This window comes from Anaerolineae bacterium (genome assembly GCA_014360855.1).
Classification (GTDB): domain Bacteria; phylum Chloroflexota; class Anaerolineae; order JACIWP01; family JACIWP01; genus JACIWP01.
Genome location: JACIWP010000427.1, coordinates 1 through 482, shown reverse-complemented (window position 1 = coordinate 482; position 482 = coordinate 1). Strand labels below are relative to the sequence as shown.

The window sequence follows — 482 nt, the reverse complement described above, 5'->3', positions numbered from 1 at the left end:
CGCCGGCCTGCCAGGTCAGCGTCTGGATAGCATACTGCTGATAGGGTGAACCGATGAAAAAGCGGATCAGGTCGCCTTCCTGTGCCCCTTCCAGCACCGGCGTGCTGGGATCATCCCCCGGCACGTAGAACTCGTACACCCCCATCAGGTTCGTCAGGTCGCTGATGAAGACGATGCCGTTGATCACCGCCGAGACCTGTACTCCTGACGGAGCCGGGACACCAGGGCTTACGTACAGATATTCTTTCACATGATGGGGTGCTGGTGCGTCCGCCCACAGCCAACTGCCTGCAATCAGGCCGGCCGCCAGCCACACCAGCACCGCGGCTGTCCCCACCCATACTTTGTGGCGCATACAGGCCCCTCCTGTATTATATCCTCACCCTTCTCCCGCCCCGTCTGCGGGATTTAACCTTAAACTTTACATTGTATTATAGCGCCCCATAACCCGATTGTCAATATGTTATTGTCCTGGGTCTTAC

General features: G+C 57.5%; 1 pseudogene (running past one end of the window). It reads right to left on the bottom strand.

Going from position 1 to position 482, the window contains the following annotated elements:
- Positions 1-355, bottom strand: a pseudogene (locus H5T60_14780) (hypothetical protein); it reaches 1,081 nt to the left of the window's first position.
- Positions 356-482 lie beyond the last annotated feature (127 nt).